This window comes from Xanthomonas sp. NCPPB 901, assembly GCF_056725085.1.
This window is the reverse complement of the sequence record NZ_CM161511.1, coordinates 975,956-1,002,466: the sequence shown is the minus strand read 5'-3', so window position 1 is coordinate 1,002,466 and position 26,511 is coordinate 975,956. Positions and strand designations below refer to the sequence as shown.

Here is a 26,511-nt window from a genome sequence, read left to right as displayed (position 1 = left end):
GCCTTTTCGACCCTGGTTATCAGCGTCTCGGCGATGAATAGGGCATCGCAGCGCTAGTCCCGACTCCTGAAGCGTGCGCTTGAGCATGCCTACCGCCGAGACGGCAGTCGTTTTGCTGCCGCCTTCCTATTGCCAGCCTCTCAGCGAAAGCCGCTCGCTGTTGCTGTTTTGCCTTTCCCATTCCCCATTCCCACCTCCCCATTCCCAGCACTTCAACCGCTTTCAAGGGCATGCGCCACAGCGCGGAACACGCGCTGCATCTCCAGCGGCTTGCGCAGGACGTGCACGGCGATGTCGGCGGGGAAGTGGTCGCGCTCCAGGGTGGTGCCGGTGTCCTCGAGCACGATCGCCGGGCCCTGGTAGCCCAGGTCCTGCAGGGCCAGCAGCAGGCGCACCGCCGACAGCAGGATGATGTCGCTGTCGACGATCACCAGGTCCGGCAGGCCGTGCTCCTGGACGTCGCGCAGCGCGGCGGCACCGTCGGACGCCAGCTGCGGGCGGTAGCCCTGGCTGGACAGCGCATTGCCGAGCAGCGACAGGCGCGTGGCCTCGCCGTCGACCAGCAGCACGCGCTGGCCCTTGCCCATCGGCAGCGACGGCTCCGGCTCGAACGACGGCAGCGGCGCGCGCAGCGGCATCAGCAGCTCGAAACAGGTGCCCTCGCCCGGCGTGCTGTCCACGCCGATGCGGCCGCCGTAGCTCTCGACGATGCGCTTGCACGAGATCAGGCCCAAACCGGTACCGTCCGGCTTGGTGGTGAAGAACGGGCTGAACAGCCGCGCCTGGGTGTCCGCGTCCATGCCCATGCCGGTGTCGCGGACCAGGATGCGCACCTGCTCGCTGCCGTTGCCGCCGATCGCCGGCGCCGCCGAGAAGCTCAGATGGCCGCCGTCGGGCATCGCCTGGATCGCGTTGAGGCCGAGGTTGAGCAGGCACTGCTGCAATTCGGTGTAGTTGGCTTCGATCGACAGCGCCGCATCGGCCACGTCGACCTGCAGCGTCACCCGCTCCGGCAGGCTGCTCTTGAGCAGCATCTGCACCGCCTGGAACAGCTCGGCGAGCCGCACCGGCTCGCTGGGCGTGCGCGAGCCGCGCACGAAGGACAGCATCGACTCGGCCATCTCGTGGCCGCGCCGGCCGCATTCGGCGATGACGTCGGCCAGGTGCCGCAGCTGCGGATCGTCGCTGCGTCCGACCAGCAGTTCCGGCACGATCAGCAGCGGCTGCAGGATGTTGCGCAGGTCGTGGCTGAGGCCGGCGGCGAGCAGGGCCAGGCTCTCCAGGCGCTGCGCGCGCATCAGCTCGCGCTCGACCCGCTGCCGCTCGCGCTCGGTGCGGGCCTCGCGGATGGCGCGCGCCACCGCCGACGGCAGGCGCGTGGGGTTGTGCTTAATGATGTAGTCGTTGGCGCCGTCGCGCAGCGCCTCCACCGCGGTCTCCTCGCCGATGGTGCCGGAGACGAAGATGAAGGGCACCGCGTTGCCGTCCTCGCGCACCACCCGCAAGGCCTCGTGCCCGGAGAAACCGGGCATGCTCAGGTCCGACAGCACGATATCCGGCGCGAACTCGCCCAGCGCGTCGCGCAGCGCCGGCTCGCTTTCCACGCGGCGGAACGTCGCCTCCAGGCCGGCGTCCAGCAACTGGTCGGACAGCAGCTCGGCGTCCTCCGGCGAATCCTCCACCATGAGGATCCGGATCGGGCCAAGCCTGGGGCCGGTGGTGGGCATGCGCGCTTACTCTTTGTCCGGCGCCTGGTTGATCAGCGCCCAGAAGGTCCCCAGCGTCTTCACCGCGGTGAAGAACTGGTCCACGTCCACCGGCTTGACCACGTAGGCGTTGACGCCCAGGTCCCAGCTGCGCGCCAGGTCGCTTTCCTCGCGCGAGGACGACAGGATCACCACCGGCAGGCGCTTGAGCGACTCGTCGCTGCGCACCAGCTTGAGCACTTCCAGGCCGTCCATGCGCGGCATCTTGATGTCCAGCAGCAGCACCGCCGGCAGGCCTTCCTCGCGGTCGGCGTAGGCGCCGCGGCGCAGCAGGTAGTCCATCGCCTCCACGCCGTCCTCGACGTGCACGATGGGATTGGCCAGACGCGCGTCGCGCAACGCATCCACCGCCATTTCGGCATCGGCGGGGCTGTCTTCGGCAAGCAGGATGGTGCGGATGGCGGTCATGCGATGAACTCGGTAGGGGACGCTTCGGGCGCCGGGGGCAGAACGAAATGGAAGGTGGCGCCCTGGTCGGGGGCGGATTCGGCCCAGATCTGGCCGCCATGGCGGGTCAGCACGCGGCGCACGCTGGCCAGGCCGATGCCGGTGCCGGAGTACTCGCTGGCCTTGTGCAGGCGCTGGAACACGCCGAACAGCTTGGCCGCGTAGGTCATGTCGAAGCCGGCGCCGTTGTCGCGCACGCTGAAATGGTGGCTGCCGTCCGGCTGCACCTGGTAGCCGACCTCGATCTGCGCGACCTCGCGCTTGGCGCTGTACTTGACCGCGTTGCCGAGCAGGTTCAGCCACAGCTGCCGCATCATGTTCTCGTCGGCGACCAGGATCGGCAACGGCGCGATGCTCCACTCGATGCGGTGGCCGCTGCCGCCCTGGTCGGACTGGTAGTTGGCGTCCAGCACCGAGCGCGTCTCCGCCACCAGCGACTGCATGTCCACCGCCTGCAGGCGCAACGCGCTGCGGCCCAGGCGCGAATAGACCAGCAGGTCGTCGATCAGCGAGGCCATGCGCCGCGCCGAGGTGCCGATCACCTCCAGGTAATGCCGGCTCTTCTCGTCGGCGCCGTCGCCCAGATGACGGGCCAGCTTGTCGGCGAAGCCGGCGACATGGCGCAGCGGCGCGCGCAGGTCGTGCGAGACCGAGTAGCTGAACGCCTCCAGTTCGCGATTGACTTCCGACACCTGCTCGATCTTGCCCTCCAGTTGCCGGTTCAGCTCCTGGATGCGCTGCTGCGCGGTTTTCTGCAGGGTGATATCGCTGACCGTCATCAACACCACTTCATCCTCGCTGTCCGGCAGCGGCATGCGCCGCGCATTCAGCAACATGGTCCTTGGTACGCCATCGGCGCCGAGTTGTTCGTGCTCGAAATCCCACAATTCGCGTCCGCGCAACATCACGTCGGCCAGGCGCTGGACGATGAGCGGATCGCGCCAGACGCCATCGCCGACGTCGGCCAGCATCTTCGGCGGATCGGCCAGGTCCATGCCGTACAGTTCGGCGAAGGCGGTGTTGTGCATCATCATCCGCTGCGTGCCGTCGAGCAGCACGATCGGCTCGCGCACGGTCTGCAGCACCGCCGCGGCGCGGCTGTTGGCGCGCAGCATGTGGCGCTCGGCGTCCAGGCGCCGGCCGATCTGCCGCTGCAGCAGCCAGATCACCAGGCCCAGCAGCAGCAACTGCACCAGCAGCGAGGTCCAGCTCATCATCGAGGCGAGCATGCGGCGCTGATCGGCGTCGGCGGTGCGCTCGCGCAGCAGTTCGTCCTCGCGCCGCTGCAGTTCGGCGATCAGGCCGCGGACCGGGTTGTCGGCGGTCATGTCCTGGATCAGGGCGCGAATCCGCTCCGGATCGCGCGTCTGCGCGATCCGCTCGGCGATCAGCCCGCGCCGCTCCAACGTACTCTGCAGGCGCCCGACGCGGACCTGCTGGTCGGGGTTGTCGCGGGTCAGTTCGGCCAGGTGGGCCATGGTCGGCGGCAACGACGCGCGCGCCTCTTTCAAGCGCGCGTCCAGAATCGGCGACTGCACGCCGTGCGACATCGCCATCGCCGCCGACTCCATGTCGCGCATGTCCGCCTCCATCGCGTTCAGGGTGGCGGTCACTTCCTGGCTATGGCCGACCCAGTCGGCCGCGCGCAAGGTGCTGGCATTCATCTGCCGCAGCAGCAGCGAGGGCAGGATAACGATCAGGACGACAGCCAATGCCAGCAGCGGCAAGCGCCAGCGGTCCCAAGCATCGTGTTTGGCGATGGTCTGCATAGCGGGTGCGTAAAAAGAAGGAACGGCTGCGGCCATCGCGGGCGCGCATTGTCGCCCATCTTCCCCGGCAGCAGATGAATTATTCAGCGGAAGCGCGACACCCCGATCGCGACAGATGCGCGGACTCTATCCCAGCCCGCACGCACGACGAAACGGGCGGCACGCGGCCGCCCCCGGGAGCGCCACGCGCGAGCCGCGCTCAGGGCCGGCGCACCGGGGCGGGGACGCAACCGGCGGTGGGGCCGACCAGGGTCCACGCCGGCATGCCTGCGCGGACCAGCAGGAAATCGGCATGGCTGCGCAGGCGCTGGCGCTCGGACTGGCTCAGGGCCTGGTCCAGCTCCTGCATCACTGCGGAGAATGCCGGCCAGAAACCGGCATCGTCGTGAAAGGTGGTCAACAGCATGCTCAACTGCCCTTCGAGCCGACGCACCGCCGTCAGCAGCGGCGACGGCCGCGCGCCGGGGCCGGACAGCGCGGCGCCCAACGCTTCGGCGGCCGCGGCCGCGTGCCCCGCGGCCGGGTGGGGTTGGGTGTCCAACATCGCGCGTGATCCGTTGACGAACATGAAGGGATGATGTCCGAGCAGATGTCAAAACCACGCGAAATGCGATGGGCGTCGCGGATTTTCCGCGCCTCCCAATAAAAAACGCACCCCGCAGGGTGCGTCGCAGGCCGGCTGTCGCGGGTGGGGCGCCTCGTCGCATCCCCACCCGCGGCTGCGGATCGCAAAACTTACTTCTTGGCGGTGGCGCTGACCTTCAGGCCGGACGCATCCACCTTCTTGACGCCGTCGATCATCTTGGCGACCGACACCGCCTTGTCCTTCTCCGCCTTGGTCGCGACAGCGCCCGACAGCTTCACCGTGCCGTTGACGGTCTCGACCTTGATCTCGGTGCCGCTGACGTCCTTGGTCGCCAGCAGGTCGGCCTTGACCTTGGTGGTGATCCAGGTGTCGGTGACCGGCTCCTTGGAGTCGTGGCGGCTGGCGTCGTGGGCCGTGGTGTCGTGCTGCATGGTGTCCTGCTGGCCCATGCTGCCGTGGTCCTTGGCGCCGGTGGTCTGGCCGGCCGCGAACGCCTGGCCGGCGCCGAACGCGAAACCGGCCACCAGGGTGGCGCCGAGCAGGGTGCGTGCATTGATCGTCTTCATCGTGTTCTCCTCCGCTGAAAGTGTGCGCAGTCTCCCCTACGCCGTCGTACAGGCGGCGTGACCGCACAATCGCCGCAGCGTGAATGCGCAACCTGCCGCCCCGGGCCGGGCGATACTGTGGTTCCGCCGCTTGCGCCCACGCCCATGTCCGACGTCAATCTCGCCCTGCTCGGCTTCGGCTATGTCGGCCGCACCTTCCATGCGCCGCTGATCGCACACACGCCCGGCCTGCGCCTGCATACCGTGGTCTCGCGCCAGGCCGAGGCCGCCAGCGCGGCCTGGCCGCAGGCGCGCGTGGTCGCCGATGCCGCACAGGCCTTCGCCGACCCGCAGGTCGACGCGGTGGTGATCGCCACGCCCAACCAGACCCACGCGCCGCTGGCGCTGGCCGCCCTGGCGCAGGGCAAGCACGTGCTGGTGGACAAGCCGTTCACCCTGGACGTGGCCGAAGCGCAGCAGGTGCTCGAACAGGCGCAGCGCGTCGGCCGCATCGTCAGCGTGTTCCAGAACCGGCGCTGGGACGGCGACTTCCTGGGCGTGCGCGCCCTGCTGGAGGCGGGCACGCTGGGCGAGATCGCCGAGTTCCACTCGCACTTCGATCGCTACCGTCCGCAGGTCGGCGACCGCTGGCGCGAGCACGCGCTGCCCGGCTCCGGGCTGTGGTTCGACCTGGGGCCGCACCTGCTCGACCAGGCGCTGCAACTGTTCGGGCCCCCGCACTCGGTGCAGGCCGACCTGGCGCTGCAGCGCACCGGCGCGCAGGCGGTGGACTACGTGCATGCGGTGCTGCGCTATCCGCGGCTGCGGGTGGTGCTGCATGCCGGCTCGCTGGTCGCCGCGAACGGGCTGCGCTTCGCGGTCCACGGCACCGGCGGCAGCTACCTCAAGCACGGCCTGGACACGCAGGAAGCGCAGTTGCGCGCCGGCGTCGTCCCGGGCGCGCCGGACTGGGGCGAAGATCCCCTGCCCGGCCAGTTGCACCTGGTCGGTGCCGACGGCACCCACACCGTCCAGCCCGTGCCCGCGCATCGCGGCGATTACCGCGACTGCTACGCGGCCTTTCGCGAGGCAGTGGCCGGGCGCGCGCCGGCGCCGGTGGATGCGGCGCAGGCGCTGGCGGTGATGCGCCTGCTCGAGGCGGGCGTGCGCAGCGCCGCCACTGGCTGCAGCGTGGCGCTGGACTGAGCCGCGCGCGTCAGGCCGGACGCGTGCCGCCCGGCGCGGGCGCGTCGCCGCCCTCGTGCTTGATCGCGTGACCGCCGAACTGGTTGCGCATCGCCGCCAGCAGCTTGTCGGCGAACGAATCGTCCTCGCGCGAGCGCAGCCGCTCGAGCAGCGAGAGGGTGATCACCGGCGCCGGCACGTCCAGGTCGATCGCCTCGGCCACGGTCCAGCGGCCTTCGCCGGAGTCCTGGACGAACGGCGCGATCCCGGACAGGGTCGGATTGGCGCCCAGCGCATCCGCGCACAGGTCCAGCAGCCAGGACCGCACCACGCTGCCCTGGCGCCAGACCTCGGCCACCTGGTGCAGATCCAGCGCGAACTCCTGCTTGCGCCCCATCAGCGCGAAGCCTTCGGCATAGGCCTGCATCAACCCGTACTCGATGCCGTTGTGGACCATCTTGGTGAAGTGGCCGGCGCCGCTGGGGCCGACGTGTCCCCAGCCGGCATCGGCTGCCGGCGCCAGCGTCGCGAACACGTCGTGCAGGCGCTGCACCGCCGCGGTGTCGCCACCGATCATCAGGCTATAGCCCTCCTGCAGGCCCCACACGCCGCCGCTGGTGCCGCAGTCGACGTAGGCGATGCCGTGCGCGGCCAGTTCGCCGGCGCGGCGCATCGAATCCTTGTAATAGGAATTGCCGCCGTCGATCACCACATCGCCCTTGTCCAGCAGCGGCAGCAGCGCGGCCAGGGTGTCGTCGACCACCTTGCCGGCGGGCACCATCAGCCACACCGCGCGCGGCGCCGGCAGCGCCGCGACCAGCGCGGCCATGCTGTCGACCGCTTCCACCCCGCGCTGCTGCGCGGCGCTGCGCGCGGCCTCGCCCAGGTCGAAACCGACCACGCGGTGCCCGCCGCGCACCAGCCGCTCGGCCATGTTCGCGCCCATCCGGCCCAAGCCTACAAGTCCCAGTTCCATGCGTCGTTCCCGGTTCGAAAAAAGGAGGGTTAGGGTCTCACGAAGTGGCGCCGCCGACGTGACGCGCAGCTAAGGCACCGGTGCCGCGGCGGACGCCGGCGGCGGCATCCGGGCGCAATCGCGCAGCTGCAGGTCGCGCCAGCGCTGGTACAGCGTGGTGTGCAGGTTGTGCAGGGTCAGCTCGATCGCGAACGGCGTGCGCGGGTTGCGGTCCAGCAGCCGCGCCACGTGGTAGCCGATCGGCTTGACGCCCTTGGGATGCACGTAGACCTGAAAGCCGCGGTAGAACGGATCGCCGAGCAGGGCGTCGAGCTGCGCGAGCACCGCCCGCTGCGCCGGGTCCAGGCCTGCGCGCAGCGCCGGGTCGCGCGCGTACAGCAGCCGCTCGAAGCGCTCGCGCCCTGGACCGCGCAGCGCCTGCGCCAGCTCCCAGATGCGCCGGTTCTGGCCGTCGTAGTACGCGAAGCCGCCGTGCGCGCGCAGCGCCGCCGCGGCCTCGGCGCTGACCGCGGCGACCACGAAGTTCTCCGCCTGGTTGTTGATGTCGTCCAGGTAGCGGCGCTCGAACACGTGCACGATGTAGCCGGGCGCGCCGAGGAAGGCGGCGCGGCCGCGTTGCGCGGTCCTGGCCGCCTTGCCGTCGGCGAAGAACGCGCCGGCGTGCGCGCCGAGCAGGATGCTGTCGGTGTCGTGCAGAGTCAGGAAGGTGCCGATCGCCAGTTCGTCGGCGCTGAACGCACGATCGAACGAGGCATCGCCATACAGCTCGCGCTGCGTGGCCAATTGCGCGATCTGCCGGCCCACGCCGCATTCCGAACGCACGTGGCCGCTGTAGAACGCCTCGATCGCCTGCGCATTGCCGCCGGCCGGGCGGTAGCCACGGCCGAAGCTGCGGAAGCGCTCCCAGCCCTGCGCCTGCGCGCCGCGCAGGCCGAACCCGATCCAGCCCAGTTGCAGCGCCGAGAAGCGATAGCCGGGATTGTCCTGCAGGCGCGCAACCGCGCGCGCGGTGGCCGCGCCCAGTTGCAGGAAGTAGCCGCACTGCGTCGCCGGCGTGTCCAGCAAGGCGCGCAGCGCCTGCTGCCGTTGCGCGTCGTTCCAGGCCGCGGGCAAGGCCGCCTGCAGGTCGCCATGCGCCTGCGCCTCGGCCAGGGATCCGCGCTCGCACGGCGCGCCTGCCGCGATCTGCGGCTGCGCGGCGGAGGTACTGCCGATGCGCCAGCCCAGCCGCTGCAGCAGCGCCGCCAGGCAATCCGCGCTGGCCTGGTCGGCCGGCGCCGGTGCGGCGTCGGCCGCGGCGCTGGCCAGCAGCACGGCCAGCAGCAGGCCGGCGCCGCGACGCAGACGTGCAACGCGAGCGAATCTCGGCAGTCGGATCATGGAGCGGGCATCGCGAGCGGCGGTTTCCGTTGGCCGCGCGGCAGGCGGGGCCTGCGCAGCCTGCCGCGCGCCGCGTGCAGACGTCGCGAAATCGCCTGCCGCGCCGACGCCCGCCGCGGCATTCACTCTTCCGCCATGCCCGGCGCCTCTACACTGCGGCTCTCTTGGCGCAAGCGATCCCCCCTGCATGCACGTGCTCGTCACCGGAGGCACCGGATTCATCGGCCGCGCGCTCTGCCCCGCCCTGCTCGACGCCGGGCACCGGGTCAGCGTGCTCACCCGCGACCCCGCACGCGCGGCGCGGCTGTTGCCGGCGGTGCAGGTGCTGGACGACCTGCTGCGCGCGGCACCGGCCGATGCGGTGATCAACCTGGCCGGCGAACCGCTGGGCGAGGGCCGCTGGAACGCCACCCGCAAGCGCCGTTTCCGCACCTCGCGGATCGGCACCACCCGCGCCCTGATCGAGTGGATGCGCCAGCTCGATCCTGCGCAGCGCCCTGGCTGCCTGATCTCCGGTTCGGCGATCGGCTACTACGGCAATCGCGGCGACGAGGTGCTGGACGAAGACAGCACACCGGGCGACGACTTCTCCGCCCAGCTGTGCCGCGACTGGGAGGCCGAGGCGCTGCACGCGCAGGCGCTGGGGGTGCGCACCAGCCTGGTCCGCACCGGCGTGGTGCTGGGCCGCGACGGCGGCGCGCTGGCGCGGATGCTGCTGCCGTTCCGGTTCGGGATGGGCGGGCGCATGGGCGACGGCCGCCAGTGGATGAGCTGGATCCACCGCGACGACCAGGTCGGCCTGCTGCTGTGGCTGCTGCAGCATGGCGGCGAAGGCGCCTACGACGCCACCGCGGCGGCGCCGGCGACCAACGCCGCGTTCGCCCAGCAACTCGCCGCGACCCTGCACCGTCCCGCGCTGGTGCCGATGCCGGCGGCCGCGCTGCGCCTGGCCTTCGGCGAGATGGCCGACCTGTTGCTCGGCAGCCAGCGCGTGCTGCCGGCACGCGCGCAGCGCGAAGGCTATCTGTTCCGTTATCCGGAGCTGGAGACGGCACTGCGCGCCCTGCTCGCCGACTGAGCCGGTGCGGCGGCCGAGCGCGCAGCGCCGCCGCACTCACCGAAACGCAAACGCCCCGGCGGAGGCCTCCGCCGGGGCGTGTTGCATCAGGTCGCTGCGCCGGCGCGAGACGCCGGGGGACAGCGTCCGTGCGCGCGACTCAGTAGCGCTTGCAGACGGTCTCGACCACGCGATTGCCGTTGGCCTGCTGGCGCTGGCCCTGGATGTAGCGGCCGGTCGCGCCACCGGCGACCGCGCCGCCGACCGTGGCCAGCTTGCGGCCATCGCCCTTGCCGATCTGGTTGCCGAGCAGGCCGCCGATCGCCGCACCCGCCAGGGTGCCGCCGATGCGGTCGGGGTCGGTGCTGTTCTTGCGCACCGCGACCTTCTTGCAGTGCACGCGGGTGCCGTCGCTGAAGCGGCGGCCGTTGTCCTCCGGGCCGTAGTGGCGCTGCGCCTCGGCCAGAGGCGCGGCGGCCGTGGCGATGGCGAGCACGGAAAGACACAAGGCGGACTTGAGAGTGTTCATGCTGATGGCTCCTGGGTGGCGGAGCTGATGCGCACACGCATCGCGCTCTCGACGGGCGCCACCTTCGCATCGACTTCGCGAATGGTTCGTGAAGCGAAATCGCGCGGATTCAGCTTCCGCAGCCGCGCCTGAATCAGTCGGCGCCGCCGGGTTCGCCGCTCTGCGGGGCCGTCACGGCAGGCGGCTGCGCCGCAGTGGCGGGGACAGGTGCAGGCGGCGGCGTGGGCACCGCCGCAGACGTCGGCGTCGGCATGGCGGACGGCGCGGGTGCAGGTGCAGGCGGTGCCGGCGCAGTCACGGCCGCGGCGGCAGGCGGATGCGCCGGCGGCTCCGGCGCCGGCTTGTTCTTCGGCAGGTATTCGCTCATCAGCTGGAAGAAGCGCTTGTAGAAGTCGCTGTCCTGCACGGTGCTGCTGGCCACCCGCACCATCGAGTCGTCGCTGCTGCCGATCGGCAGCGACACCGAGCCGAGCACACCGACGCCGACGCTGGCCGAAGTCGGGCTCTTCTTCAGCGCATACCGGTCCTGCAACGCGCTGACGAACACCCAGGATTCGTCCTGCCCATGCCCCACGCAGGACACGCGCAGTTCCAACTGCTCGTGCAGATCGTCGTTGGGCTGGAAGTTCTTGGTGCCTTCCACCGCATCGGCGGTGGCCTTGGACACCACGTAGCCCTGGCTGAGCAGCGCGCGGCGCGCCGATTCGCAGGCCTGTGCCGGCTGCACCGGGTAGTTGCGCGAATAGGTGTTGTCGGAATTGAAGGTCTCTTTCACCAGCCCGTCCTGCTTGCGGGCGAAGCAGCCGCTCAGGCCGATCGCGACCAGCACGAGCGCAGGAATGGCGAGAACCTTGGAGGGAGCGGACATAGGCCGTTGACCGGAGAGAGGGAACCGCGGCAAAGGATAGCCGCAAGCGCGTCGGCGCGGCCTTGACGACGCCGCGGCCGCTCATCCCGCGGTTAGCGAGACGTGCGGCCCGACCGCCGCCGCGTCAGGCGGCGGGTTCCAGCGCCAGGTCCACGCGCAGCAGGCGGCCATCGCGGTCGCGGCGTTCGCCGCGCAGGTAGTGGTGGGCGTCGAGCAGCTCCAGGGTCGGCGCTGCGGCCAGCGGCTCGCCCCACAGGCTCAGCAGGAAGCCACGCGCGCGCAGCCAGTCGAGCAGCCGCAGCAGGCCGTCCAGGTCGCGCGGCAGCAGCAGGTCGACGTCGCCGGGCAGGCGCGGCGCCGCCGCCGGATCGGCCAGCCAGCGCGGATAGCTGCCGTACAGCGCAAACGCGAAGCCGTCGGCGCGCAGGGCCGCCAGCAACTGCGCCGTGCCGGGCAGGTCGATCGGCTGGCGCCGGTGCTGGAACACCAGCGCGTACTCGTGGCTGCGATCGCTGCGGGTGTCGCCGGGCGCCAGCGGCTGCGCCGTCTCGCGCGGGTAGCACAGCACGCGCTCGGCGCAGGGCGCGAACAGGCTGCCGAGGATCCGCGCCAGGTCCCAGGCCTGCGGCACCGTGGTCTCGCCGAGCTGGACGTTCTCCACCATCGCGATGCAGAAGCCGTCCTCGCGCAGGTGGCGGCGCACCCCATGGAACACCGCGCGCAGACCATGCAGATAGGCGGCGTAGTCGGCACTGGCGTAGAGCTGGCCGGGCGCCGCCGCGGCCGGCCAGGCGCAGCCGAAGTACGGCACGTTGGTCAGGCACAGGTCCACCGGTGCGGCCGGCGCGCAGTGCGGCAAGCCGCCGTCCAGCACCTCGGCCTGCAGGCCGAGCCGCTGCAGCCGTTCGCGCGCCAGCGCCGCGCGCGCCGCGTCGATCTCCAGGCCGATGCCGTGGCGGCCTTCCAGGGCGGCCGCCAGCAAGGTGCTGCCGAAACCGCAGAACGGATCCAGCACGCGTGCGCCGGGGGCGCTGAAGTGGCGGACGAACGGCCGCATCTGCCCGACCCAACCGCAGTCGCGCGCGCCCAGCGGATCGCGCCGGCGCAGGTCCTCCGGCAGCCGATGTTCCGGCGGATCCGGTAGCGGCGTCCACCAGCTGCGGCTATCCATGCGACGCCCGCCACAGCAGATCGCGGTCCGGCTGCCAGCCGGCGCACAGCCGGCCGTCGGCGAAGAACACCAGCTTGTAGATGTCGCCGCTGTCGTGGCGCGCCTGCATCGCGGCGTAGTCGGACGTCTCGAACACCACCTCCATGCCGTCGGCGGTGGCCAGGCGCACATTCCAGAAGTAGTAGCCCTCGGTGATCTGCAGCGGCTGCAGGTCGCGCCACCATGGCGCCGCCATGCAGTCACCCAGCACCTGCTCCACCGCGACCCGCGCCTGCGCCAGATAGCGCGCGGTGCCGCCGTCGCGGTAGCCGTCGCCGAGCCGGGAGAACTCGCGGAAGATCACCGTGCGCACCCCGCATTGCCGCGCCCACCGCAGGTAGGCGGCGACGCCGGCGGCGTCGGCGATGCCGCCGCGCTGCAGGATGCACACCAGGCGCAGCGGCAGCGCCGCGGCGATGCGCTGCGCGGTGGCGACGAAGACGTCCGCATCGGCGATCGCCACGCCAGAGCGGAAACGCATGATCGCGTCGTTGCGCGCCTGCTGCGGATGGTGCCGCGACAGTTCCAGCCAGGACAGGCCGAAGCGCTGCAACGCCTGCAGCAGAAGCTCGCCGCGGCCGCGGGCGAAGCCGGCGCCGTTGCTGTACAGCACCCGCTGCTCGACCAGCAGGCCCTCGCGCTCGGCCGTGCCCAGGGTCTGCAGCAGTTCCACGAACCAGTCTTCGTCGTCGGTCATCTCCAGCCCCGACAGCGAGTGCGACAGCGGCAGCCCGCGCAACTGCGCCAGCGCCTGGCGCAACTGCGCGAAGTAATCCGGCGGCGGCCGCAGGCTGGCCGCGGCGGTGCCGCCGCCCTGCGGCCGCAGGGTTTCCGAACAGAAGCGGCAGCGCGCCGAACACGGCCGCACCGACGCGTAAGGGGTGAAGGTCACCGGCTGCGCGACGCGGTAGTCGCGCGCGCCGATGCGCTGCCGTCGCCAGCGCGACGCATCGGCGGCGGCCGGCACCCGCCATTCCAGGTGCGGGGTGCTGGCGCGCAGCGCGGCGAACAGCGGCGAGCCGCCGCTCAACGGCGGCGCACTCGGCAGGGGCGCGTGCATGGCCGCCCCCTTACAGGCGCGCGGCGTTCGCGCGCGCGCGCACCTCGGCGAAGGTCCAGTCGTGCAGCAGGCGGCCGTTCTCCCAGACGGTGACCATCGCATCGTCGTAGCCGGCCGGGCCGGCGACCGACTCGGCCGAGACCGCATCGGCCGCCACCGGCTCGGTGCGATAGCTGCCGTACTCGCGGTGCCGCAGCAGGCGCATGCGGCCGCGCTTGCTGAGCTTGCCCTTGTCGGTGACCGGATCCTTGTAGACGTCGATCCAGCGGCCATCGACGCGCGCGGCCGAGCACTTCAGCGCGAACTTCTGGGTGTCGCGGTCGAGCCGCTGCAGCAGTGCGCCGCCCATGCCGAAGGCCAGGTTGTCGGTGGCGTAGCCGGCGCTGGTGATGCGCTCGAGGATCGCGCGGATGCTGGTCGGGTTGACCCCGTCGCCCTGGATCACCCGCACGTGGTTGAGCACCTTGTAGCCCTTGCCGTTGACGCTGTGGCCGAAGGCCTCGTCGAGCAGTTCCAGGCACTGGTGCACCACCGCCACCGGATCGCCGGAGTCGGGGCGGATCACCACGGTGGCGCCGGAGGCGATCACCTGCTCGCGCAGGGTGCGGCCCCAGTGCTCGCGGATCGCGTGGAAGATGTCGTAGCTGTCCGACACCACCGCGACCACGCCGCCGGGCTTGCCGAACTGCGCGAGCATGTTGCGGTAGGCCTCGACCTCGCGCTCGCGGCCCCAGCTGGTGATGGTGCTGTGCTCGGCGGCGGGGATCGAATAGCCGGCCATCGGCTCGTGGTAATGCGCGCGCGCCAGCAGCAGCCCGGACACGGTGTCGGTGCCGAGGAAGTTGACCAGGTGCGACGCGCCGCCGATCGCCGCCGATTCCAGGCTGGACACGCCGCGCGCGCCGAAGTCGTGCAGCTTGAACGGCAACTGCCCGTCCGGATCGTCGCTGGTGCGCTCCAGGAACTGGCGCAGGGTCTGCTTGGCGTGCCAGCTCACCGTGGCCACCGTCACCGGGTACCAGATGCGCAGCAGCAGCGTCTCCAGGTACGACGGCACCCAGTAGGCCTGCGCGTCGGTGGACTCGATGGTCATCAGCGCGTTGTGGGTCGGCACCACGCTGCCCTCGGGCACGGCGCGGATGCGGATCGGCAACTGGCCGCCGAGGCGGTCGACGATGTCGCGCCAGCCTGCCTCGTTGAACGGCTCGCCGTGCGCGGCGAACAGGTCGCGCGCCTCGTCGATGTCGGCATGGGTGACAGGGCGGCCCAGCGCCTCCTTGAGGATCGACTGCAGGCCGAAGAAGACCGTGCGATCGTAGACGCCGCCGCGCGATTCCACGTAGAAGAACGTGGCGTCGGTGCCGAGCGGGTATTGCAGCCAGTGGCTGGCCTTGTAGCTGTCGGTGTTGAGCAGCAGGTTGTTCAGGCATTGCATGACGGAAGCTCCTTCGCGTCTGGGAAAGCCGGCGGTCTGTCCGCCAGCCGGGAGGCCGCGTCAGCCGCGGCCCAGGAAGAATTCGAGCAGGTGCAGGTGGTCTTCGAACAGTTTCGGGCCCATGCCCAGCACTTCGCTGACCGGCACCCAGCGCGCCTTGTCGGCGTCGTCGCCGCCGCGCACCTCGGGCAGCTCGCCGAACACGAACTCGAAGTGGAAGGCATGGGTGATGGTGCGTCCGCGCAGGCTGCGCTCGGGGTGATCGAACACGTGGCGGTTCTTCAACGAGCCCTTGAGCACCGGCACCGGGATCTTCAGCCGGGTCTCCTCGCGCAGTTCGCGCAGGCAGGCATCGAGGATGCTCTCGTGCTGGCCGACGAAGCCGCCCGGCAGCGCCCACAGGCCCTTGCCCGGGGCCGCGCGGCGGCGCACCAGCAGCACGTGCCCGGAATGCACCACCACCGCGTCGGCGGTGACGAAGGTCGGCGGATACGGCGCCTCCTTCCAGGCCGCGCGGTACTGTTCGATGAACTGGTACTCGGCGAGCAGTTCGGCATACGACGGCGAGTTCTTGCGGAACGCCTCGAGCATGTCGAACACCGGCGCCGGCACATTGCCGCGCAGCATCAGCAGCGCGCCATGGAAATCGATGCTGCCGGCCTCGAACAGGTAACGGCGCAGTTCGGTCGCCGACAGCGTCTCGGTGTGCTGCACGTCGACCAGCGGCCACTGCGGGAACTCGCGCAGGTAATAGCTGCTGGCGTCCTTGTCCATGCCGATCAGGCCGATCCGCGCCTCGGCGCTGCCGCCATCGCTGCGCACCGCCTCGGCCACCGTCGCCTGCACCGCGGCGATCCACTGGCTTTCGTTGTACAGGTGATCGCGCAGCGGACGCAGGATCAGCCGCTCGCCGGCGCCCTCGAGCGCGGCCTGGATCATCACGCTGCGCTCTGCAACGGTCCACGGATTGCGGATGGTGCGGGGGGTTTCGGCCGAGCCGATCAGGAAGATGAGTTTCCGGCCACGCGCCAGGGCGTGGCGGGCAACGGCGGCGTGGCCGTTGTGGAAGGGCTCGAAGCGCCCGATGAACACGAGATAGTCGAACTCCATGAGCATCCCTCACGGTTGGGTGGATCGCCGCGGGTCTGTCCCTTGGCGTAGGCGAAATGCTACGCCGATGCCGCATCGCGTCAAGTGACGCATCGCGCAGATTCATCGGCCATCCAGACGGCGCCTGCGGAGACCGCGCCGGCACCGCTGCAGTGCAGCGCGCGTCGCCGCGGCGATCGCGCTAGCCTCGTGCGCGCCGCGGCCAAGGGGACAGCCCGGCACGTCCGCCCGGCCGCCGTTCGAGGCCGCGCGACGCCCCTGCTTCCCTCCTCCCATCACTGCGAGAATCGCATGAACCGATCGAGCAAGCGCGTGTCCGCCTGGCTGCTGGTGTTGTTGCTCGCCTGCCTGTGCGCGCCGGCCATGGCGCAGACCTTCGCCAAGGGCGCCGATGTCAGTTGGATCGACCAGCAGGAAAGCAGCGGCCACGTGTTCCGCAACGCCTCCGGCGCCACCACCGATTTCTTTTCGCTGCTCAAGGGCACCGGGGTCAACGCGATCCGGCTGCGCGTGTGGGTCAATCCGCAGGGCGGCTGGAACGACGGCGCCGACACGCTGAACATGGCCAAGCGGGCCAAGGCGCAGGGCATGCGCATCATGATCGACTTCCACTACAGCGACAGTTGGGCCGATCCCGGCAAGCAGACCAAGCCGGCGGCCTGGAACGACCACGACTTCGCCACGCTGGTGAAGGACGTGTACTCGCACACCAGCGGCATCCTGTCCTATCTCAAGTCCAACGGCATCGACGTGAGCTGGGTGCAGGTGGGCAACGAGATCAACAGCGGCATGCTGTGGCCGGACGGCAAGACGCCCAACTTCGGCAACCTGGCGCAGCTGATCAACAGCGGCTACAACGCCAGCAAGTCGGTCTACCCCAACGCCAAGGTGATCGTGCACCTGGCCAACGGCTACGACAACGCGACCTTCCGCTGGTTCTTCGACAGCCTCAAATCGGCCGGCGGCAAGTGGGACGTGGTCGGCATGTCGCACTACCCTTCACCCAACGCCTGGCAGAACGCCAATGCGCAGATCGCCAGCAACATGCAGGACATGGTGGCGCGCTACGGCTCGGACGTGATCGTCAGCGAGGTCGGCATGGACTGGCAGCAGGCCGCCACCACCCGCGCGATGTTGGCCGATCTGCTCAACAAGACCCGCGCGCTCGGCAGCCGCGGCCTGGGCGTGTTCTATTGGGAACCCGACGCCTACCCGGGCTGGCAGGGCTACACGATGGGGGCGGTCAACAACAACGGGCAGCTGACCCAGGCGCTGTCGGCGTTCAACTGATCGCCGCTCGGCAGGCGCGCCGCGCGGTGGTCACCGACACCGCCGCCGTGCCACCATCGCGCGCTCCGCTCCTGTCGAGATCTGCCATGTCGCTGTCGCTGCCGTTCGCGCGCAAGCTCGCGCTTCCTCTGCTGCTGGTGCTGGGCGTGTGCATCGCACCGGCGCAGGCGCGCACGCCGGCGCCGCCTGTCGCGCCGGCGCCGCTCAAGGTGATGAGCTTCAACGTGCGCGTGCCGGTCGACACCGACGGCGACAAGCGCTGGGAGGTGCGCCGCAGCGCGATGGCCGCGCTGATCCGCGCGCAGCATCCGGACGTGTTCGGCACCCAGGAGCTGGTCGAGCGCCAGGCCGACTACCTGGCCGCGCAACTGCCCGAGTACCGCTGGTTCGGCCGCAGCCGCGACGGCAAGGACGACGGCGAGCGCATGGGCGTGTTCTACGACAGCCGCAAGTTGAAGCTGGTCGAATCGGGCGACTTCTGGCTGTCGGACACGCCGGAGGTGCTGGGTAGCATCAGTTGGGGCCATCCGCTGCCGCGCATGGTCAACTGGGGGCTGTTCGAGCGCATCGGCGATGGCCGCCGCTTCTACCTGTTCGACACCCACCTGCCCTATCGCGACGAAGACGAAGCGGCGCGCGCCAAGGGCGCGGCGCTGATCGTGAAGCGCCTGCAGGCGCTGCCGGCGGACGTGCCGGTGGTGCTGACCGGCGACTTCAACACGGTGCCGGACTCGCCGACCTATCGCACCCTCACCGCCAGCCTCGCCGACGCGCGCGCCCAGGTCGCGCAGCCGCAGGGGCCGGAAGCGACCTTCCACGACTTCACCGGCCACCCGGACCGGCGCATCGACTGGATCCTCTCGCGCGGGCTGAAAGCCACCGACTACGCCACGCTCGACGCGCGGCCGCAGGGCCACTGGCCGTCGGACCATTTCCCGGTGATCGCCACGTTCGCCTGGCCGCAGTGACCGAGGTCCCCGAGCACGACCGCAGGCGCATCGGCAGGCGCGGGAGCCTGTGCCTTTGCCGGTCTAGCCGCCGCATTGCAGCCGGACAACGTCCGGCTAAGGCCACCTACCGTAAGAGCGGCTTCAGCCGCGACGGGCTTCACCAGCAAAGCCCGTCGTGGCTGGAGCCGTTCCCACAAGGCACGCCGCCACCCGCCGAGCCGCGATAACGCACGTCAACGCACGTCATCGCCGGCGTCCACGCGGCGTCGGCGTATCACCGCTCACGTTGACGGCGCGACAGCGTCGGCATGCGCACACAACCAGTCCAACACCTGCTGCACCGGCGGTGACGGCACCGGTGTCGGCCGCCAGACGATCGACAATTGGCGCAGCGCCCACGGCTCCTGCAGCGGCACCGCGACCAGCTGCGCGCGTACGCTGACCCGCTGCAGCGCCGCCTGCGGCAGGATCGCCACGCCGGCGCCGCGCGCCAGCATCCGGCACAGCGGTTCGATGCCGTGCACCTGCGCGCGGATGCGTAACTGCCCGCCGGCACGCGCCGCCTGCGTGCGCAGGTGTTGCTGCAGGGCGCTGTCCTCGGCCAGGCCGAGGAACTGCGCCTGCCACACCTCCGAGAGCCGCAGCTGCGGCGCCTGTGCCAGCGGGTGTGCGGCCGCCGCCACCAGCACCAGCCGATCCTGCCGGAACGGGTGCGCCTGCAGGCCCTGCAGATCGGCATGGTCGGCGATCACCGCCAGATCGGCGCGTTGCTCGCGCAGCGCCTCGGCCGCCGCCACGCTGCCCTGCTCGCGCAGCGCCAGATCGACGCGCGGATGCGCCACCAGGAACTCGGCCAGCACCTCCGGCAGCCATTCCGACAGTGCCGCAGTATTGGCCAGCAGGCGCACGCTGGTCGGGTGACCGCCGGCGTAGTCGCCCAGTTCGCTGCGCATCGCCTCGGCCTGGCGCAGCAATTGCCGCGCGTGCCGCAGCAGCGCGGTGCCGGCCGCGGTGAGGCCGACGCCGCGCGGACCGCGCTCGAACAGGGCGACGCCGAGCTGCGTCTCCAGCGCGCGGATGCGGGCGCTGGCGGCGGCCAGCGACAGCGCCGCGCGCTCGGCACCGGCGGTGATGCTGCCGGCCTCGGCCACCGCCAGGAACAGCCGCAGATCGGTGAAATCCAGGTGCATCGGCGCTCCCGCCTTCGTCGTTGCCGAAGTCTGCCTGAAGCATTCGCGCATTGTCCGGCCGCCGCGCCGCACCGATGCTGGAGGCCATGGACACCCTCGCACCGCACCTGCTGCCGATCGCCCTGGTCTTCCTGCTCGCCGGCGGCGTCAAGGGCGTGGCCGGGATGGGCCTGCCGACGGTGGCGATGGGCCTGCTCGGGCTGTGGCTGACGCCGACCGAGGCGGCGGCGCTGCTGGCGCTGCCATCCCTGCTGACCAACCTGCAACAGGCCTGGGGCGCCGGCACCGGCGCGCTGCTGCGGCGGCTGTGGCCGCTGCTGGCATGCATCGTCGCCGGCACCTGGTGCAGCGCCGGCATCCTGGCCGGCGCCGACCCGCGGCTGGCGCGCGCCGGCCTGGGCGCGTTGCTGGCGCTGTACGCCTTGCTCGGCCTGGGCCGGTGGCAGCCGCGACTGTCGCCATCGCAGGCACGCTGGGCAGGGCCGCCGGTGGGCCTGGCGACCGGCCTGCTGACCGGCGCCACCGGCGTGTTCGTGTTGCCGGTCCTGCCCTACCTGGTGGCGCTGGACCTGCCGCGGGACACGCTGCTGCGCGCCCTGGGCAGTTGCTTCGCCGCGGCCACCCTGGCGCTGGCCGCGGCACTGGTCGCGCACGGCGCCTTCCCCACCCAGGCGCTGGGTCCCTCGCTGCTGGCGCTGCTGCCCACCGCCGTCGGCATGTGGCTGGGTGCGCGGCTGCGCCGGCGCATCTCCGCCAGTGCGTTCCGCCGCGTGTTCTTCCTGACCTTGCTGGGACTGGGGTTGCATCAGTTGTCGCAGGCGCTGGGCTAGGGCCTCGCCGGTCGCGACGATGCGGGGATGGACCTGATCGCGACGGGCCCCTCATCTGTAGGGGCGGCTGCAGCCGCTCCTACCAGGCAATGGTGCGTCCCGCCGGGACACGGCCAAGCGCGCAATGCGAGGCGGTCTTCCGTCGCGACAGGCGGGGTCGGTCACGCCGTCGCGACGGATAGGCACCTCGAACAACGACGGCCGTGTCGTGTAGGCGCGGTTTCACCCGGCAGGCTTTATCGGGAACGCCCGTCGCGGCTGAAGCCGCTCCTACCGGGTGATCTGAATGCGGCGTGCGTGTGGCGGAAACGAGTTGCCGGAGGTGCCTGATGTCGCTCCCACAAAAAAAACGCGCCACCGCTGGGCGATGGCGCGTTCCGTTTGCGCGCGGCGGTGGAGCGCGGACTCAGTCGGCCCAACGCCCCGGGCCGGTGGACTGCGGCAGCACCTGCGCCGACAGCGGGCGGTCCTTCTCCAGCAGGTTCACCGCGTCGGCCAGGATCGAGGCCGATTCGCGCAGCAGCGGGTCCGGGCGCTTGTCGACCAGCTTCTCGCGCGCGGCGTCCTTGACGATGTCGCGCTCGTTGCCGGTCAGGCCGTCGTCGCTGCTGTCGTCGGCCAGCGGATCCAGCGGCAGGCCGAGCTGCTTGCGGATCTCCTGGCGCTGCTTGCGCTGCGCATCCTGCTTCTCACGCTCGGCGCGGCGCTCGGCCTCGTTGAGCACCACGTACTTCTTCGCCGCCTCGGTGCGGAACTGGCGCACGTCCTCTTCCCACCACTGGAACTCCTTGTCGTTGGCGATGCGCGTGGTGTGCAGCGCCTCCAGCTTGGGCAGCAGCGGCGCGAAATTGCCGTACTGGGTGTGCGGCACCGCGGCGATGCGGCTCCACGGCAGGGCGTTGTCGTAGGTGCTCTCGCCGAACTCGGTGGCATCGACGCTGGCCGGGAAGGCGATGTCCGGCACCACGCCCTTGTGCTGGGTGCTGCTGCCGCTGACGCGGAAGAACTGGGCGATGGTCAGCTTGACCTGGCCGAAGCGGTCGGTCTCGTTGGCCGGCCAGCGGTCCAGGTCGACGATGTTCTGCACGGTGCCCTTGCCGAAGCTGGTCTCGCCGATGACCAGGCCGCGGCCGTAGTCCTGGATGGCGCCGGCGAAGATCTCCGAGGCCGAAGCCGAGCCGCGGTTGATCAGCACCGCCAGCGGGCCGTCCCAGGCCACGCCGGGGTTCTGGTCGCTGTTGACGGTGACGCGGCCGCCGGATTCGCGCACCTGCACCACCGGGCCCTGTTCGATGAACAGGCCGGTCAGCTCGATCGCCTCGTCCAGCGAACCGCCGCCGTTGTTGCGCAGGTCCAGCACCACGCCGTCGACCTTGTCGGTCTTGAACCCGGCCAGCAGCTTGGCCACGTCGCGGGTCGCCGAGGCATAGTCCTTGGCGTTGCGGCGGCGGCCTTCGAAGTCCTGGTAGAACGCCGGCAGCTTGATCACGCCGATGCGCCGCGCCGGTTCGCCGTCCTTCGCCGGCAGGTCGATGGTCTCGCCCTTGGCGGCCTGTTCGGCCAGGCGCACCTTCTGCCGGGTCAGCAGCACCTGGCGGTGCTTGCCGTCCACGCCGGCCTCGGCCGGGATGTATTCCAGGCGCACCTGGGTGTCCTTGTCGCCGCGGATCTTGGCGACCACGTCGTCGATGCGCCAGCCGATCACGTCCTCGACCGGACCGCTCTTGCCCTGGCCGACGCCGACGATGCGGTCGCCCGGCTTGAGCGTGCCGTCCAACGCGGCCGGACCGCCCGGGATCACCTCGCGGATCACCACCAGGTCGTCCTGCTTCTGCAGCTGCGCGCCGATGCCTTCCAGCGACAGCGACATCTGCTGGTTGAAGTTCTCGGCGGTGCGCGGGGTGAAGTAGTCGGTGTGCGGATCGACCGTGTTGGTGTAGGCGTTCATGAAGAACTGGAACACGTCCTCGCTCTTCAGCTCCTTCACCGAATCGTCGAGATTGGCGTAGCGCTTGTCCAGGGTCTTGCGGATGTCCTCCGGCTTCTTGCCGGCCAGCTTGAGCCGCAGCCAATCGTTCATCACCGACTTGCGCCACAGCGCATCCAGTTCCTGGTCGTCCTTGGCCCACGGCGCGTTCTTGCGGTCGTACTCGAACTTCTCGTCGCCGTCGAAGTTGAAGTCCTGCTTGAGCAGCTTGCGCGCGTAGGCGATGCGCTCGTCCACCCGCTGCCGGTACACGGCGAAGATCTGGAACGCCGGTTCCAGCTGGCCGGAGGCGATGTCGGCGCCCAAGTTGTTCTGGAACCCGGCGAACTTGTCGACGTCGGCCTGGGTGAAGAACTGCTTGCTGCCGTCCAGGGTCTCCAGATACTTCTTGAAGACCTCCTTCGAGGTCGCCTCGTCGAGGGCGCGCGGCCGGTAGGCGTAGCGGCTGTCGGAGAGCAGGCCGTACACCAGTTTGGCGGTGGTGGCCTGATCGGCGGTGGCAGCGGCCGGCAACGCGGGCGCATCGGTCCGGGCGAACAGCGCCAGCGGTGCGGTCAGCGCAAACGCCAGCAGGAAGGCGGAAGCTTTGAATTTCATCTGGGGACTCTCGGCACCAGGCCGTCAGGGGGGCAGCACATCGCGTGAGACAACACGACAGTGACGCAAGTTGCAGGCCGTGTCACCTGTTCATGAAGCAGACTAGCTGCCGGCTTACGCAGAAATGTGAACGCTGCCGGTGCGGGCCGCGCGGACGGTCGTCCCGCGGCGACGAACGCGCGTCGCCGCGACGGCAGGGCACGATGCGCGCAGCGGCGGCTCAGGCGGCGACGCCGGCGCCGGCGGCCTGGCGATCGGCGTGGTAGGAGGAACGCACCATCGGGCCGGAGGCGACATGGCTGAAGCCCAGCGCGTTGCCGTACTCCTCCAGCGCCTTGTACTCGTCCGGCGTCCAGTAGCGCATCACCGGGTGGTGATGCGCGGTCGGCTGCAGGTACTGGCCGATGGTGACCATGTCCACGTCGTGCGCGCGCAGGTCGCGCAGGGTCGCCTGCACCTGCTCCAGAGTCTCGCCCAGGCCGAGCATGATGCCGGACTTGGTGGCGATGGCCGGATGCTGCGCCTTGAACTTCTTGAGCAGGGTCAGCGACCACTGGTAGTCGGCGCCCGGACGCACGTTGGGATACAGGTCCGGCACCGTCTCGATGTTGTGGTTGAACACGTCCGGCGGGTTGGTCGCCAGGATCTCCAGCGCGCGGTCCATGCGGCCCTTGCCGCGGAAGTCCGGGGTCAGGATCTCGATGCGGGTGGCCGGCGCGGCGACGCGGATCGCGCCGATGCAGTCGGCGAAATGCTGGGCGCCGCCGTCGCGCAGGTCGTCGCGGTCGACGCTGGTCACCACCACGTACTTCAGGCCCATGTCGGCCACGGTCTGCGCCAGGCTGGCCGGTTCGCCGGCATCCGGCGGCTTGGGCCGGCCGTGCGCGACATCGCAGAACGAGCAGCGCCGGGTGCAGACCTCGCCCAGGATCATGAAGGTGGCGGTGCCATGGCCGAAGCACTCGTGGATGTTCGGGCAGCTGGCCTCTTCGCAGACGGTGACCAGGCGGTTCTCGCGCAGCTTGGCCTTCAGATTCTGCACCGCATTGCCGGAAGGAATGCGCACGCGGATCCACGACGGCTTGCGCAACACCGGCGCGTCGGCGAACTGCACCGGCGAGCGCGCGATCTTGTCGCCGCCCAACTGCTTGACGCCGGTCTGCAGCGGCGCGGGCGCGCTGTCGCCGGAAAGGACCTGCAAGGGAATGGAGCGTGCGCTGGGCTGGGTCATGGCGTGGTCGGCGGGCAGGCGGTCAGGCCGCGTGCGTGAGCGAAAGATCGGGCAGGGCGTCGAGCGGCTGCAGGGTCAGCCCGAACTGGCGCGCCAGTTGGGCCAGCAGGACCGGCGTGACCGCCTGCATGCCGGAGGGACCACCCAAGTCTAGCACCGCGGTCACCTGCAGGCCCTGGTAGCCGCAGGGATTGATCCGGTGGAACGGCTCCAGGTCCATCGCCACGTTGAACGACAGGCCGTGGAAGGTGCAGCCGCGGCGCACGCGGATGCCCAGCGCGGCGACCTTGGCGCCGCCGACGTAGACACCCGGCGCGCCGTCGCGGCGCTGGCCGAGGATGTTCCACTCGTCGAGGGTGTCGATGATCGCCTGCTCGATCCGGCACACGTAGTCGCGCACGCCGATGTGCAGCCGGCGCAGGTCCAGCAGCGGATACACCACCAGCTGGCCGGGGCCGTGGTAGGTGACCTGGCCGCCGCGATCGACCTGCAGCACCGGGATGTCGCCGGGCGCCAGCACGTGTTCCGGCTTACCGGCCTGGCCGAGGGTGAACACCGGTTCGTGTTCGACCACCCACAGCTCGTCGGGCGTGTCCGCGCCGCGCGCGTCGGTGAAACGCTGCATCGCCCGCCACACCGGCTCGTAGGGCTGGCGGCCGAGCTGGCGGACCCGGCACGGCGGCAGCGCGCACGCCGGCGCCAGCGGCGCGTCCTCGGCTACAGCGTCCACTTCACTTCCGGATGTTCGCGCAGCGCCTGGTGCGCGGCGTCGTACTGGGCGCGGTCGACGGCGCGGAAGGCGATGCGCACCGACACATATTTGCCGTTGGACGAGTGCTTCCAGCTGATGCGCTCCTCCACCACCTCCACGCCGGCGGCGACGAGCAGGCGCGGCAGCTCGGACTCCAGGCCGGTGTTGGCGGTGCCCATGGCGCTGAGTTCGAAGATGCCGGGGAACTGGAAACCGTGATCGGGGTTGTCGGAAGTGATGTCCATGTCCGCATTATCGGGCCGGCGCCGGGCAAACCCAAGGCCGCGCATGCGCGGACGGGCAGCGCCTGGGGACCGTGGCACCGCGCCGGACGGAACACCGACTGGCCAGGTGCGGGCGTCGCCGTTGCCCCGTCGGCATGACTATCAGCTCCGCCCATCGCACGGCCGCCTTCACACGGCAAGCGGGCAAATGGGACGGACAAACCCAAACGGACGAATTTGTCCGCTACAGCGCATTTGCCTATCCTTGTCGCACGGGCTGCGTTCATGGTCCCTGCTGTTCACCCCCGCCGCCGGCGGCGGGCGGGCGGCGCCGCCCCCCTCTTCCGAACAGAGACGCCATTCATGCCGTCATCGCACCCGCTTCTTCCGGTTGCTGCCGCCCTCGCCCTGGCCGCCGCGCCCGCAGCCGCCACCGAGCAATGCCCGCGCGACACACTGGAAGCGACCGCACCCACGGTCAACTTCCGCGTCGACAACGACCTGTTCGGCGGCGCCGGCCAGGACCAGGGCTATACCAATGGTTTCGGCCTGATCATCGTCTCGCCGAATCTGCGCGACTACACCGACGACCCCTGCCTGCCACGGCTGGCGCGGGCGGTGAACCGCGCTCTGACCTGGCTGCAGCCGAGCAGCGACTTCACCCAGCGCAACATGACCTTCGCGGTCGGGCAGGCGCTGTTCACCCCCACCGACAAGACCCGCCGCGACCTGATCGAGGACGACCGCCCCTACGCCGGCCTGTTGCTGATGAACATCGGCTACAACGCGCGCCAGGACGAGCGCCTGCGCACCACGCAACTCACCCTGGGCCTGATCGGCCCCTCGGCGCAGGGCAAGCAGGTGCAGGATGTGGTGCACGAGCTGCTTGGCGACGCCAAGTTCCAGGGCTGGGACAACCAGTTGCACGACGAACCGGTGTTCCGCGTGCTGCACGAACGCCTGCGTCGCTGGTCCGGCGACGGCAGCCGCGACGGCTGGGGCTGGGACGCGATCAGCCACTGGGGCGGCGCGCTGGGCACGCTCGACACTCACGCCAATGCGGGCATGGAACTGCGCCTGGGCTGGAAGCTGCCGGACGATTTCGGCAGTTCGCCGCTGCGCCCTGCCGGCGAGAACGTCGCGCCGCCGGCCAGCAGCCTCGGCAGCGGCTGGTCGGCGCACCTGTTCGTGACCAGCGACGGCCGCTGGGTGCTGCGCGACATCACCCTGGACGGCAACACCTTCCGCGACAGCCACAGCGTGAAGAAGCGCCCCTTCGTGGGCGACGCCGGCGTCGGCCTGGCGGTCATGCGCGGCAAATGGAAGTTCGCGCTCGCCCGCTACTGGCGCACGCGCGAGTTCGACCTGCAGCGGCAGACGCCGGTGTTTGGGAGTTTTACGGTGAGTCGGAAGCTGTGAGGCTGTGAGGCTGGGAGTGGGGAATCGGGAGTGGGGAATGGCAAAAGCAGGGTTCCCATCTCCCAACCAATCCGCCAGGTCGTGGGGACGCCGCTTTTGCCATTCCCCATTCCCCATTC

Annotated in this window: 24 protein-coding genes; 6 read left to right on the top strand and 18 right to left on the bottom strand. The window is 70.5% G+C overall.

Going from position 1 to position 26,511, the window contains the following annotated elements:
• Positions 1–212: 212 nt before the first annotated feature.
• The 5 genes from AC1PME_RS04150 to AC1PME_RS04130 form a co-directional block, all read right to left on the bottom strand.
• Complete coding sequence (locus tag AC1PME_RS04150; protein WP_307548669.1) at positions 213–1,727, bottom strand: ATP-binding response regulator; 1,515 nt, start codon at positions 1,725–1,727, stop codon at positions 213–215.
• Between the two features lie 6 nt (positions 1,728–1,733).
• Positions 1,734–2,174, bottom strand: coding sequence for a response regulator (locus AC1PME_RS04145; protein ID WP_019797077.1), 441 nt, complete (start codon positions 2,172–2,174; stop codon positions 1,734–1,736).
• Entirely contained in the window at positions 2,171–3,982 is a 1,812-nt protein-coding gene (locus AC1PME_RS04140) for a sensor histidine kinase (protein ID WP_307548665.1), read from the bottom strand. Before AC1PME_RS04140 ends, AC1PME_RS04145 begins: the two co-directional genes overlap by 4 nt.
• 199 nt (positions 3,983–4,181) lie before the next feature.
• Positions 4,182–4,526, bottom strand: coding sequence for a hypothetical protein (locus tag AC1PME_RS04135; RefSeq protein ID WP_481097394.1), 345 nt, complete (start codon positions 4,524–4,526; stop codon positions 4,182–4,184).
• Positions 4,527–4,717: 191 nt separating this feature from the next.
• Positions 4,718–5,134, bottom strand: coding sequence for a BON domain-containing protein (locus AC1PME_RS04130; protein ID WP_254460415.1), 417 nt, complete (start codon positions 5,132–5,134; stop codon positions 4,718–4,720).
• 144 nt (positions 5,135–5,278) lie between these two features.
• Between AC1PME_RS04130 and AC1PME_RS04125 the strand changes: the two genes are divergently transcribed.
• On the top strand, positions 5,279–6,319 hold the full coding sequence (locus AC1PME_RS04125; RefSeq protein WP_481097393.1) for an oxidoreductase: 1,041 nt from the start codon (positions 5,279–5,281) through the stop codon (positions 6,317–6,319).
• Positions 6,320–6,329: 10 nt separating this feature from the next.
• On the opposite strand, the gene gnd is transcribed toward AC1PME_RS04125, so the two are convergent.
• Positions 6,330–7,274 (bottom strand): phosphogluconate dehydrogenase (NAD(+)-dependent, decarboxylating), encoded by a 945-nt coding sequence (gene gnd, locus AC1PME_RS04120; RefSeq protein ID WP_307548659.1) that lies wholly within the window; start codon positions 7,272–7,274, stop codon positions 6,330–6,332.
• 69 nt (positions 7,275–7,343) lie between these two features.
• Positions 7,344–8,654, bottom strand: a complete 1,311-nt coding sequence (locus AC1PME_RS04115) for a hypothetical protein (protein WP_481097392.1) — start codon at positions 8,652–8,654, stop codon at positions 7,344–7,346.
• Positions 8,655–8,841: 187 nt separating this feature from the next.
• On the opposite strand from AC1PME_RS04115, the gene AC1PME_RS04110 reads away from it, so the two are divergent.
• Positions 8,842–9,732, top strand: a complete 891-nt coding sequence (locus AC1PME_RS04110; RefSeq protein WP_481097391.1) for a TIGR01777 family oxidoreductase — start codon at positions 8,842–8,844, stop codon at positions 9,730–9,732.
• Between the two features lie 139 nt (positions 9,733–9,871).
• Here AC1PME_RS04110 and AC1PME_RS04105 read toward each other — a convergent pair whose 3' ends face one another.
• From AC1PME_RS04105 to AC1PME_RS04080, 6 genes are all read right to left on the bottom strand, one after another.
• On the bottom strand, positions 9,872–10,240 hold the full coding sequence (locus tag AC1PME_RS04105) for a glycine zipper 2TM domain-containing protein (RefSeq protein ID WP_048492391.1): 369 nt from the start codon (positions 10,238–10,240) through the stop codon (positions 9,872–9,874).
• A 133-nt stretch (positions 10,241–10,373) separates the two neighbouring features.
• A complete protein-coding gene (locus tag AC1PME_RS04100; RefSeq protein WP_481097390.1) occupies positions 10,374–11,108 on the bottom strand; it encodes a DUF2242 domain-containing protein in 735 nt (244 codons plus the stop codon).
• A gap of 124 nt (positions 11,109–11,232) precedes the next feature.
• Positions 11,233–12,279, bottom strand: coding sequence for a DNA methyltransferase (locus AC1PME_RS04095; protein ID WP_481097389.1), 1,047 nt, complete (start codon positions 12,277–12,279; stop codon positions 11,233–11,235).
• The gene (locus AC1PME_RS04090) at positions 12,272–13,378 is read right to left on the bottom strand and encodes a radical SAM family protein (RefSeq protein WP_481097388.1); all 1,107 of its coding nucleotides are present in this window, start codon (positions 13,376–13,378) and stop codon (positions 12,272–12,274) included. Before AC1PME_RS04090 ends, AC1PME_RS04095 begins: the two co-directional genes overlap by 8 nt.
• 10 nt (positions 13,379–13,388) lie before the next feature.
• Positions 13,389–14,813 (bottom strand): nicotinate phosphoribosyltransferase, encoded by a 1,425-nt coding sequence (locus tag AC1PME_RS04085; RefSeq protein ID WP_481097387.1) that lies wholly within the window; start codon positions 14,811–14,813, stop codon positions 13,389–13,391.
• A gap of 60 nt (positions 14,814–14,873) precedes the next feature.
• Complete coding sequence (locus AC1PME_RS04080) at positions 14,874–15,929, bottom strand: bifunctional nicotinamide-nucleotide adenylyltransferase/Nudix hydroxylase (RefSeq protein ID WP_481097386.1); 1,056 nt, start codon at positions 15,927–15,929, stop codon at positions 14,874–14,876.
• A 285-nt stretch (positions 15,930–16,214) separates the two neighbouring features.
• Here AC1PME_RS04080 and AC1PME_RS04075 point away from each other — a divergent pair, with 285 nt between their 5' ends.
• Both AC1PME_RS04075 and AC1PME_RS04070 read left to right on the top strand, forming a co-directional pair.
• A complete protein-coding gene (locus AC1PME_RS04075; RefSeq protein WP_307548642.1) occupies positions 16,215–17,213 on the top strand; it encodes a glycosyl hydrolase 53 family protein in 999 nt (332 codons plus the stop codon).
• A gap of 86 nt (positions 17,214–17,299) precedes the next feature.
• Positions 17,300–18,181, top strand: coding sequence for an endonuclease/exonuclease/phosphatase family protein (locus tag AC1PME_RS04070; RefSeq protein ID WP_481097385.1), 882 nt, complete (start codon positions 17,300–17,302; stop codon positions 18,179–18,181).
• 263 nt (positions 18,182–18,444) lie between these two features.
• Here AC1PME_RS04070 and AC1PME_RS04065 read toward each other — a convergent pair whose 3' ends face one another.
• A complete protein-coding gene (locus AC1PME_RS04065) occupies positions 18,445–19,353 on the bottom strand; it encodes a LysR substrate-binding domain-containing protein (RefSeq protein ID WP_481097384.1) in 909 nt (302 codons plus the stop codon).
• A gap of 86 nt (positions 19,354–19,439) precedes the next feature.
• Between AC1PME_RS04065 and AC1PME_RS04060 the strand changes: the two genes are divergently transcribed.
• Positions 19,440–20,183: a sulfite exporter TauE/SafE family protein gene (locus AC1PME_RS04060; protein ID WP_481098066.1), complete on the top strand. Its 744-nt coding sequence runs from the start codon at positions 19,440–19,442 to the stop codon at positions 20,181–20,183.
• A 406-nt stretch (positions 20,184–20,589) separates the two neighbouring features.
• Here the strand turns inward: AC1PME_RS04060 and AC1PME_RS04055 are convergent, their stop codons facing one another.
• The 4 genes from AC1PME_RS04055 to AC1PME_RS04040 form a co-directional block, all read right to left on the bottom strand.
• A complete protein-coding gene (locus AC1PME_RS04055; protein ID WP_254460401.1) occupies positions 20,590–22,767 on the bottom strand; it encodes a carboxy terminal-processing peptidase in 2,178 nt (725 codons plus the stop codon).
• Between the two features lie 220 nt (positions 22,768–22,987).
• Positions 22,988–23,998, bottom strand: coding sequence for a lipoyl synthase (gene lipA / locus AC1PME_RS04050; protein WP_254460400.1), 1,011 nt, complete (start codon positions 23,996–23,998; stop codon positions 22,988–22,990).
• A 22-nt stretch (positions 23,999–24,020) separates the two neighbouring features.
• Positions 24,021–24,728: a lipoyl(octanoyl) transferase LipB gene (gene lipB, locus AC1PME_RS04045; protein ID WP_481097383.1), complete on the bottom strand. Its 708-nt coding sequence runs from the start codon at positions 24,726–24,728 to the stop codon at positions 24,021–24,023.
• Positions 24,716–24,994 carry a YbeD family protein gene (locus AC1PME_RS04040; protein ID WP_254460398.1) on the bottom strand — a complete coding sequence of 93 codons (279 nt, stop codon included), beginning with the start codon at positions 24,992–24,994 and terminating at the stop codon, positions 24,716–24,718. The genes lipB and AC1PME_RS04040 overlap by 13 nt, the downstream gene beginning before the upstream one ends.
• A 342-nt stretch (positions 24,995–25,336) precedes the next feature.
• Here AC1PME_RS04040 and AC1PME_RS04035 point away from each other — a divergent pair, with 342 nt between their 5' ends.
• Positions 25,337–26,392, top strand: a complete 1,056-nt coding sequence (locus AC1PME_RS04035; RefSeq protein ID WP_307548630.1) for a lipid A deacylase LpxR family protein — start codon at positions 25,337–25,339, stop codon at positions 26,390–26,392.
• Positions 26,393–26,511 lie beyond the last annotated feature (119 nt).

What these genes read in the sequence shown, in the direction of transcription:
- AC1PME_RS04150 (WP_307548669.1), bottom strand. Translation starts at nt 1,727, where the DNA reads ATGCCCACCACCGGCCCCAGGCTTGGCCCGATCCGGATCCTCATGGTG.
- AC1PME_RS04145 (WP_019797077.1), bottom strand. Translation starts at nt 2,174, where the DNA reads ATGACCGCCATCCGCACCATCCTGCTTGCCGAAGACAGCCCCGCCGAT.
- AC1PME_RS04140 (WP_307548665.1), bottom strand. Translation starts at nt 3,982, where the DNA reads ATGCAGACCATCGCCAAACACGATGCTTGGGACCGCTGGCGCTTGCCG.
- AC1PME_RS04135 (WP_481097394.1), bottom strand. Translation starts at nt 4,526, where the DNA reads ATGTTGGACACCCAACCCCACCCGGCCGCGGGGCACGCGGCCGCGGCC.
- AC1PME_RS04130 (WP_254460415.1), bottom strand. Translation starts at nt 5,134, where the DNA reads ATGAAGACGATCAATGCACGCACCCTGCTCGGCGCCACCCTGGTGGCC.
- AC1PME_RS04125 (WP_481097393.1), top strand. Translation starts at nt 5,279, where the DNA reads ATGTCCGACGTCAATCTCGCCCTGCTCGGCTTCGGCTATGTCGGCCGC.
- gnd (WP_307548659.1), bottom strand. Translation starts at nt 7,274, where the DNA reads ATGGAACTGGGACTTGTAGGCTTGGGCCGGATGGGCGCGAACATGGCC.
- AC1PME_RS04115 (WP_481097392.1), bottom strand. Translation starts at nt 8,654, where the DNA reads ATGATCCGACTGCCGAGATTCGCTCGCGTTGCACGTCTGCGTCGCGGC.
- AC1PME_RS04110 (WP_481097391.1), top strand. Translation starts at nt 8,842, where the DNA reads ATGCACGTGCTCGTCACCGGAGGCACCGGATTCATCGGCCGCGCGCTC.
- AC1PME_RS04105 (WP_048492391.1), bottom strand. Translation starts at nt 10,240, where the DNA reads ATGAACACTCTCAAGTCCGCCTTGTGTCTTTCCGTGCTCGCCATCGCC.
- AC1PME_RS04100 (WP_481097390.1), bottom strand. Translation starts at nt 11,108, where the DNA reads ATGTCCGCTCCCTCCAAGGTTCTCGCCATTCCTGCGCTCGTGCTGGTC.
- AC1PME_RS04095 (WP_481097389.1), bottom strand. Translation starts at nt 12,279, where the DNA reads ATGGATAGCCGCAGCTGGTGGACGCCGCTACCGGATCCGCCGGAACAT.
- AC1PME_RS04090 (WP_481097388.1), bottom strand. Translation starts at nt 13,378, where the DNA reads ATGCACGCGCCCCTGCCGAGTGCGCCGCCGTTGAGCGGCGGCTCGCCG.
- AC1PME_RS04085 (WP_481097387.1), bottom strand. Translation starts at nt 14,813, where the DNA reads ATGCAATGCCTGAACAACCTGCTGCTCAACACCGACAGCTACAAGGCC.
- AC1PME_RS04080 (WP_481097386.1), bottom strand. Translation starts at nt 15,929, where the DNA reads ATGCTCATGGAGTTCGACTATCTCGTGTTCATCGGGCGCTTCGAGCCC.
- AC1PME_RS04075 (WP_307548642.1), top strand. Translation starts at nt 16,215, where the DNA reads ATGAACCGATCGAGCAAGCGCGTGTCCGCCTGGCTGCTGGTGTTGTTG.
- AC1PME_RS04070 (WP_481097385.1), top strand. Translation starts at nt 17,300, where the DNA reads ATGTCGCTGTCGCTGCCGTTCGCGCGCAAGCTCGCGCTTCCTCTGCTG.
- AC1PME_RS04065 (WP_481097384.1), bottom strand. Translation starts at nt 19,353, where the DNA reads ATGCACCTGGATTTCACCGATCTGCGGCTGTTCCTGGCGGTGGCCGAG.
- AC1PME_RS04060 (WP_481098066.1), top strand. Translation starts at nt 19,440, where the DNA reads ATGGACACCCTCGCACCGCACCTGCTGCCGATCGCCCTGGTCTTCCTG.
- AC1PME_RS04055 (WP_254460401.1), bottom strand. Translation starts at nt 22,767, where the DNA reads ATGAAATTCAAAGCTTCCGCCTTCCTGCTGGCGTTTGCGCTGACCGCA.
- lipA (WP_254460400.1), bottom strand. Translation starts at nt 23,998, where the DNA reads ATGACCCAGCCCAGCGCACGCTCCATTCCCTTGCAGGTCCTTTCCGGC.
- AC1PME_RS04040 (WP_254460398.1), bottom strand. Translation starts at nt 24,994, where the DNA reads ATGGACATCACTTCCGACAACCCCGATCACGGTTTCCAGTTCCCCGGC.
- AC1PME_RS04035 (WP_307548630.1), top strand. Translation starts at nt 25,337, where the DNA reads ATGCCGTCATCGCACCCGCTTCTTCCGGTTGCTGCCGCCCTCGCCCTG.